Here is a 6,483-nt window from a genome sequence, read left to right as displayed (position 1 = left end):
GCCGGCTGCCTGAACTCCTGCCATGGAATTGGGCCGCGGCACCCCATCAGGATCAAGCCGTAGCTGCCTGACTGCGGCCTACGCCGGATGCGTACCGTACATCTGGCGCTTGACGAGTTTGAGCTTGGTGATCTGCCCCTCGGTTTGGCCGTTGGACCAGGGTGAGGTGATGGCTGCAACCACGGCGGCCTGATCTTTGACGACGCCGTTGGCAAATGACGCGATCAGGCTGGATCTCGCCCGCTCGAGCCATGGCTCGAGCTCTGCGACAATCTTCTTGCGGATCATGGCCTGGAACGCGGCGATGATCTCTCGCGCCTCGACGAGGAGCGACACGGCGGCTTCAATCGCCGCGATCGTGACGCTCTCGGATTTGGACACGCGGTCCCGGCCAATGGTCATGAGGCGCGCGATGGTGCGCGCCGACGACGTGCCACCCACTCGGTGACGACCCGAAGGCAACCGCGGAAGCCTTGGCGCTTGAGGCGCCGCCACAGCTCCGCGCCGTTGCGTTCGCCGGCTGCCCACCTGTCCTCGAGCCACGGCAGGTACAGTTCCAGCGAACTTTCCCGGGAGCGGAACACGTCCGTGCGTTCGCCGCGCAGGATCCTGCGGACAAGGCCACGGCTATGCCCAGAGCGGCGCACGATCTCCTTGATCGCGATCCCGTCCTTCGCGAAGCCGAGGATGGTCCCGTTTGCGTCTTCCCGACGAAGATATCCCTCATATTGCAGCCGCTCGGCGGCCGTGAGCAGATCAGGGTCGATGGTCGCGCCGCCGATCGCGGCTCGTACCTGACGCATGGATTTGCGCACCGCGTCGAGAAAGGCACGGCTGGCGTTCTCCATCAGGTGCCAGCGGTCAGCCACCTGCGTGGCCGTGGGCAGCGCCTTGGCCGCAGCCGTGGCATATCCGCCGCCGCGATCACGAGCGACGGTGGTGATTTGGGGCTGGCAGGTCAGCCACGCCTGCGCTGTCGCGGGCTCCCGGTCGGGTAAGAGAGCGATGGTCCTGCGGCGCTCAAGGTCGCAGATGATCGTGCCATAGCGTTGGTTGCGCCGCCACGCCCAGTCGTCGATCCCAATGACCGTTGGCGGGACGAAAGGCCGGTGGCCGCGTCGCCGCACCACCCGCAGCAGGGTGTCGTTGCTGACCGGCAGCATCAGCCTGCGGGCAAAGCTCGCCGCGGGCCGTCCGCCCAGCGCCAGCCCCAGGTGGTGGACGATGTGGTCGAGCCGGGCAGTCCGCCGTGCCCACGGCGCCAAAACCTTGGCGTCGAAGCGCTCCGCAAAGATGCGCCGGCCGCAGAGCACCGTGTCGCAGTGGAAACGCCGCGCCCGGACAACCAGCCGAACCGGTTTGCCCGCCATCGGCAGATCCGCCAGATGCCGATGATAGCGACTGTGGATCCGCTCCGAGGTTCTCCCGCATCCCGGGCACGAACTCACCTTGCCAACCGCGCGAACCGTAATCAGCGTGCCGGCGCTGTCGCTGCTGACATCGTCCACTACGAATCCACGCGGGACCAGGGTCGAAGGTCGGAGAGAGGGCTGCATGGTGTTGATTCCAATCTCAAAATAAACGCCAGCCGAATCTCAAACTCCATCAAAAGTGAGTCAGATGGGGTATTCGGCTTGAGCCCCTCGCGGAGGGATGCAGGAGGTGCTGCGCTTCGAGCTGATGATAGAACGTGGTCTGTTTGGAACAGCCACAAGCATCAGGAAAGGAAGCGCAGCATGAAATATTATGCCGGACTGGACGTCTCGGTGAAAGAGACGTCGGTGTGTATCGTGGACGAAACGGGCGCGATCTGCCGCGAGATCAAAGTCCTCAGCCACCCGGAGGACCTCGTCCAGGCTTTGAAAAGTTCCTCGTGGCAGTTCGTTCGGATCGGGCTCGAAGCCGGCCCGTTATCGCAATGGCTGTTCAGCGGATTGGCGGAGGCGGGTTTGCCCGCGATCTGCATCGAGACCCGGCATGCGAAAGCATTCCTGAAAGCTCAGGTGAACAAGACCGACCGCAACGACGCCCGCGGCATCGCGCAGATGATGCGGGTCAATCTGTTCCGGCCCGTGCATGTCAAGACATTGGCCAGCCAGCGTCGCCGCGCCCTGTTGACCGCCCGCAAGCTGTTGCAGGAAAAAGCGATCGACATCGAGAACGACATCCGCGGACTGCTGCGCAATTTCGGACTCAAGGTCGGCATCGTTGGAACGGCCGGGTTCGACGATCGCATCCGCGAGCTTGTCGATGGCATGCCGGACCTCGGCGAGATTATGAAGCCCTTGCTGGCGGCGCGGCAAAAGCTGCGAGAGACGTTCATGGAGCTCCACCGCAAGCTGCTATCGATCGTCCGTGGTGACGAGACCTGCCGACGATTGATGACGATCCCCGGCGTCGGTCCTGTCACCTCGCTAGCCTTCACCAGCACCATCGATGTTCCGGCCCGCTTCAGCAACTCCCGTTCCGTCGGTCCGGCGCTGGGATTGACCCCCGTGCTCAATCAATCGGGGGAAAGCCATCGCGTCGGCCGCGTGTCCCTGTGCGGTGACGGCATGATGCGGACCCTGCTTTACGAGGCGGCCCAGGTTTTGTTGAGCCGGGTGAAGAAATGGTCCTGGCTGAAAGCCTGGGCGATGAACGTGGCCAGGCGCCGCGGACGGCAAAAGGCCATTGTCGCGCTTGCACGCCGGCTGGCGGTGATCATGCATCGCATGTGGAGCGACGGCGCCGAATTCCGTTGGACAAGGGAAAGCATGCCCGCCGCCGCCTGAAACAGACGCCGGGAAGAAGAAGTCCAAGTTCCGCTCGCCGGTGGAGAGACGTCCTTCGCGGGACGATGGATGAGGTAAGCTCGCTTGGGGTCTTGTGCCGTTCGCGCCATCGCGATCAGGACGCGAGTCAGATTGGGCCGCCTCATTCTACTGATCCCATGCTGGGAGGGCCAAAGAGCCGATCCCGAAGAGAAGCGCGGCCCCGCGAATGACGTCAAATACCGGTGCAGCGGGAAGCTCGAAAGCGCTTGACCTCAACACGCCGAATAGAGAAGACCCTAATTTTGACCCCCCTCTTGGCTCATGCTCCGTCGTTTTGTTGCGACGGGCGGGCTGGGGATGAAGGGCGTGGATACGATTGCGCGGATCCGGCGCGAGCATTTCGTGCGCGGCAAGTCCATCAAGGAGATCGTGCGGGAGCTGCACGTCTCGCGGAACACGGTGCGCAAGGTGCTGCGGACCGGAGCGACGGCCTTCAGCTACGAGCGGGAGGTGCAGCCGCTGCCGCGGATCGGGCACTGGCGGGAGGCCCTGGATGGGCTGCTCGCCGGCAACGAAGGGAAGCCGGCGCGGGAGCGGCTGACGCACTGATCCGCATCTTCGAGGAGCTGCGCAGCCAGGGGTATGAGGGCAGCTACGATGCGCTACGCCGCTATGCCAAGGGCTGGCGGCGGGCGCAGGCGACGATGACGGCTGCGGCCTACGTGCCCCTGAGCTTCGCGCCCGGCGAGGCCTACCAGTTCGACTGGAGCCACGAGATCGTCCTGATCAACGGCACCACGGTGTCGGTGCGCGTCGCCCATGTGCGGCTGTGCCATTCGCGGATGCTGTTCGTGCGGGCCTATCCGCGCGAGACGCAGGAGATGGTGTTCGATGCCCACGATCGGGCCTTCGCCTTCTTCAAGGGCTGCTGCACGCGCGGCATCTACGACAACATGAAGACCGCGGTCGATGCGATCTTCGTAGGCAAGGAGCGGGCCTATAATCACCGCTTCCTGCAGATGTGCAGCCACTACCTCGTCGATCCAGTCGCCTGCACCCCGGCCTCAGGCTGGGAGAAGGGGCATGGAGAACCAGGTCGGCGTGGTGCGGGAACGCTTCTTCACCCCCCGGCTTCGGGTGAAGAGCTATGACGAGCTGAACGCCTGGCTGCTGGACCAGTGCATCGCCTACGCCAAGGGGCACCCGCATCCCGAGCGGCGGGAGGAGACCATCTGGCAGACCTTCGAAGCGGAGCGTCCAGCCCTGGTGCCTTATGCCGGCCGGTTCGACGGCTTCCATTCCGTGCCCGCCTCCGTGTCCAAGACCTGTCTGGTCCGCTTCGATAACAACCGGTATTCAGTCTCCGCCAGCGCCGTGGGACGCCCGGTCGAGGTCCGGGCCTATGCGGAGCGGATCGAGCTGCGCTAGGATGGGCGGCAGGTCGGGTCCCACCCGCGTTGCTTCGGCCGGGACCAGACCATCTTCGACCCCTGGCACTATGTGCCGGTGCTGGCGCGCAAGCCCGGCGCCCTCAGGAACGGGGCTCCGTTCAAGGACTGGGTTCTGCCCACCAGCCTCGATCGCGTCCGGCGCAAGCTCACCGGTGCCACCGATGGGGACCGGCAGATGGTGGACATCCTCACCAGCGTGCTGAGCGACGGGCTGCCCGCGGTCGATGCAGCGTGCGCCGAAGCCCTGCACCAGGGCGTCCACTCGGCCGACGTGATCCTCAACATCCTCGCCCGGCGCCGGGAGCCCGCAGCCCCCGTCACCATCATCACGCCCGACGCCTTGCGCCTCCGCCACGCCCCGAGCGCCGACTGCTCACGATACGACCTGTTGAGGAGATCCCCATGATGGAGCGTTCCCAGATCCTCGAGGCCATGGGCGAGCTCAAGCTCTATGGCATGAAGGCCGCCTACGACGAGATCATCGCCACCGCCGTCAAACGCCAGCATGAGCCGCAACGCATCGTCGGCGATCTGCTCTCGGCAGAGATATCCGAGAAGCAGGCCCGCTCCATCAAGTACCAGATCACCATCGCCAAGCTGCCCCTGGCCAAGGACATCGACGACTTCGTGTTCGACGACACCCCCATCAACGAGACCCTGGTGCGCGACCTCGCCGGCGGCAACTTCCTCGCCCACCAGCGCAACGTCGTGCTGATCGGGGGCACCGGAACCGGCAAGACCCATCTGGCCATCGCCATTGCCCGGGCCTGCATCCGCTCGGGTGCGACGCGGCACCGCCATCAGGTGCCGGATCTCCTCGCTCCAGACATCGGCGATCGAGCCGGGCTGCGAGCCGTGCCCGGTCTGTGACCACAACTCCCGGCACCGGGTCTCCAACCAGTCGTTCAGAGCTTCCAGGGAGGGGACGTTCGGCAGGGGTTGCCAGAGCCGATGACGGGCATCCTGTACGTTCTTCTCAATCTGCCCTTTCTCCCAGCCGGAAGCGGGGTTGCAGAACTCCGCCTCGAACAGGAAGTGGCTCACCATGGCCGAGAAGCGGATGTTGACCTGGCGTTCCTTGCCGCGGCCGACCTTGTCGACGGCCGTCTTCATGTTGTCGTAGATGCCCCGCCGTGGCACGCCGCCCAACACCCGGAAGGCGTGGTTATGGGCATCAAACAGCATCTCGTGGGTCTGGAGCAGGTAGGCTCGAAGCGTGAAGGCCCGACTGTAGGACAGCTTGACATGGGCGACCTGGAGCTTGGTGCGCTCGCCGGCAATGATCGCCCAATCCTCCGACCAGTCGAACTGGAACGCCTCGCCCGGCACAAAGGCCAGCGGCACGAAAGTACCGCGGCCGCTGGTCTGTTGCTCACGCAACCGGGCAGCCTTCCAGTCCCGGGCAAAGGCCGCGACCCGATTGTACGACCCCTCATAGCCGAGGGTCACCAGATCAGCGTGCAGCTGTTTGATCGTACGCTTGTGCTTGCGCGACTTGCCGCTCTCGACCCGCAGCATCGCCGCGAGCTTGTCGGCATAGGGATCGAGTTTGCTCGACCGCTCGGGAAGATGAAACCGGGGTTCGACGCTGTCCGCCCGCAGGTACTTGCGCACGGTGTTCCTCGAAAGGCCGGTGCGGCGGGAGATATCCCGGATCGAGAGGTGATCCCGGTAATGCCAGCGTCGGATGACGCTCAATAACTCCATGTCGATCACTCCGCTGTCCCCCGCGATGCCGCGTGAGACGTGGTGAAAACATGGGTCACTTCTCGATGGAAAAATCCGTGCCTGCCGGGTCAATTCTCAGTGGAAATCAACACGCGGTCGTCTACGACCAGAAACCAGTACTCAAGGGGCCAAATCGAGAGATATCGCTTGAGCAAATCGGCACGATTGGCTAGCAGCCTGTCGGACTGACCATTTGGAATTTTGAGGCGCGGGTGGCTTTGCCGCGTCGCGGGAAGCTCGGCAGCTCTCGGCTCGTCCTTCGGTAGGTCCCATAAGTGTTCAGGGTCGCGTCGAGGCGTCGCAGCGGCCGTCAGGCGGCGCCAAGGACGAACAAGCGCTTCAGGTTCCAGGCCATGGTCACGAGGCTCCACTCGCCGCGCGCCTGTTGCAGTCCTCGCATCGAAAACTGACGGAACCCGAGCACGGATTTGATGATGCCGAACACCGGCTCCGGCGTCTGCTTGCGCAGGGCGTAGAGCTTGCGGCCCTCCGGCGTCTTCAGCCGATGCGCCATCGCCTCGACCGGCGTCGGATTTTCCAGAGCCTCC

The 6,483-nt window shown here is 64.4% G+C and carries 2 protein-coding genes and 4 pseudogenes; 3 read left to right on the top strand and 3 right to left on the bottom strand.

Annotated features, from left to right (window positions below; all coding sequences use genetic code 11):
* Positions 1–78: 78 nt before the first annotated feature.
* A pseudogene (locus tag EDC64_RS23190) lies at positions 79–1,556 on the bottom strand (ISL3 family transposase).
* Positions 1,557–1,736: 180 nt separating this feature from the next.
* Between EDC64_RS23190 and EDC64_RS23185 the strand changes: the two are divergent.
* The 3 genes and pseudogenes from EDC64_RS23185 to EDC64_RS23175 form a co-directional block, all read left to right on the top strand.
* On the top strand, positions 1,737–2,774 hold the full coding sequence (locus tag EDC64_RS23185; RefSeq protein WP_132036227.1) for an IS110 family RNA-guided transposase: 1,038 nt from the start codon (positions 1,737–1,739) through the stop codon (positions 2,772–2,774).
* A gap of 339 nt (positions 2,775–3,113) precedes the next feature.
* Positions 3,114–4,613, top strand: a pseudogene (istA, locus tag EDC64_RS23180) (IS21 family transposase).
* Positions 4,613–5,026 (top strand): annotated as a pseudogene (locus EDC64_RS23175) (ATP-binding protein); the annotation flags it as partial. The pseudogenes istA (EDC64_RS23180) and EDC64_RS23175, both read left to right, overlap by 1 nt.
* Here the strand turns inward: EDC64_RS23175 and istA (EDC64_RS23170) are convergent.
* A pseudogene (gene istA / locus EDC64_RS23170) lies at positions 4,994–5,914 on the bottom strand (IS21 family transposase); the annotation flags it as partial. The pseudogenes EDC64_RS23175 and istA (EDC64_RS23170) sit on opposite strands and share 33 nt — an antisense overlap.
* A gap of 331 nt (positions 5,915–6,245) precedes the next feature.
* A partial coding sequence (locus tag EDC64_RS23165) for a transposase (protein ID WP_165933871.1) occupies positions 6,246–6,483 on the bottom strand: 238 nt, incomplete at its 5' end.

The organism is Aquabacter spiritensis (assembly GCF_004346185.1).
Classification (GTDB): domain Bacteria; phylum Pseudomonadota; class Alphaproteobacteria; order Rhizobiales; family Xanthobacteraceae; genus Aquabacter; species Aquabacter spiritensis.
This window is presented reverse-complemented; position numbering and strand designations above follow the sequence as displayed.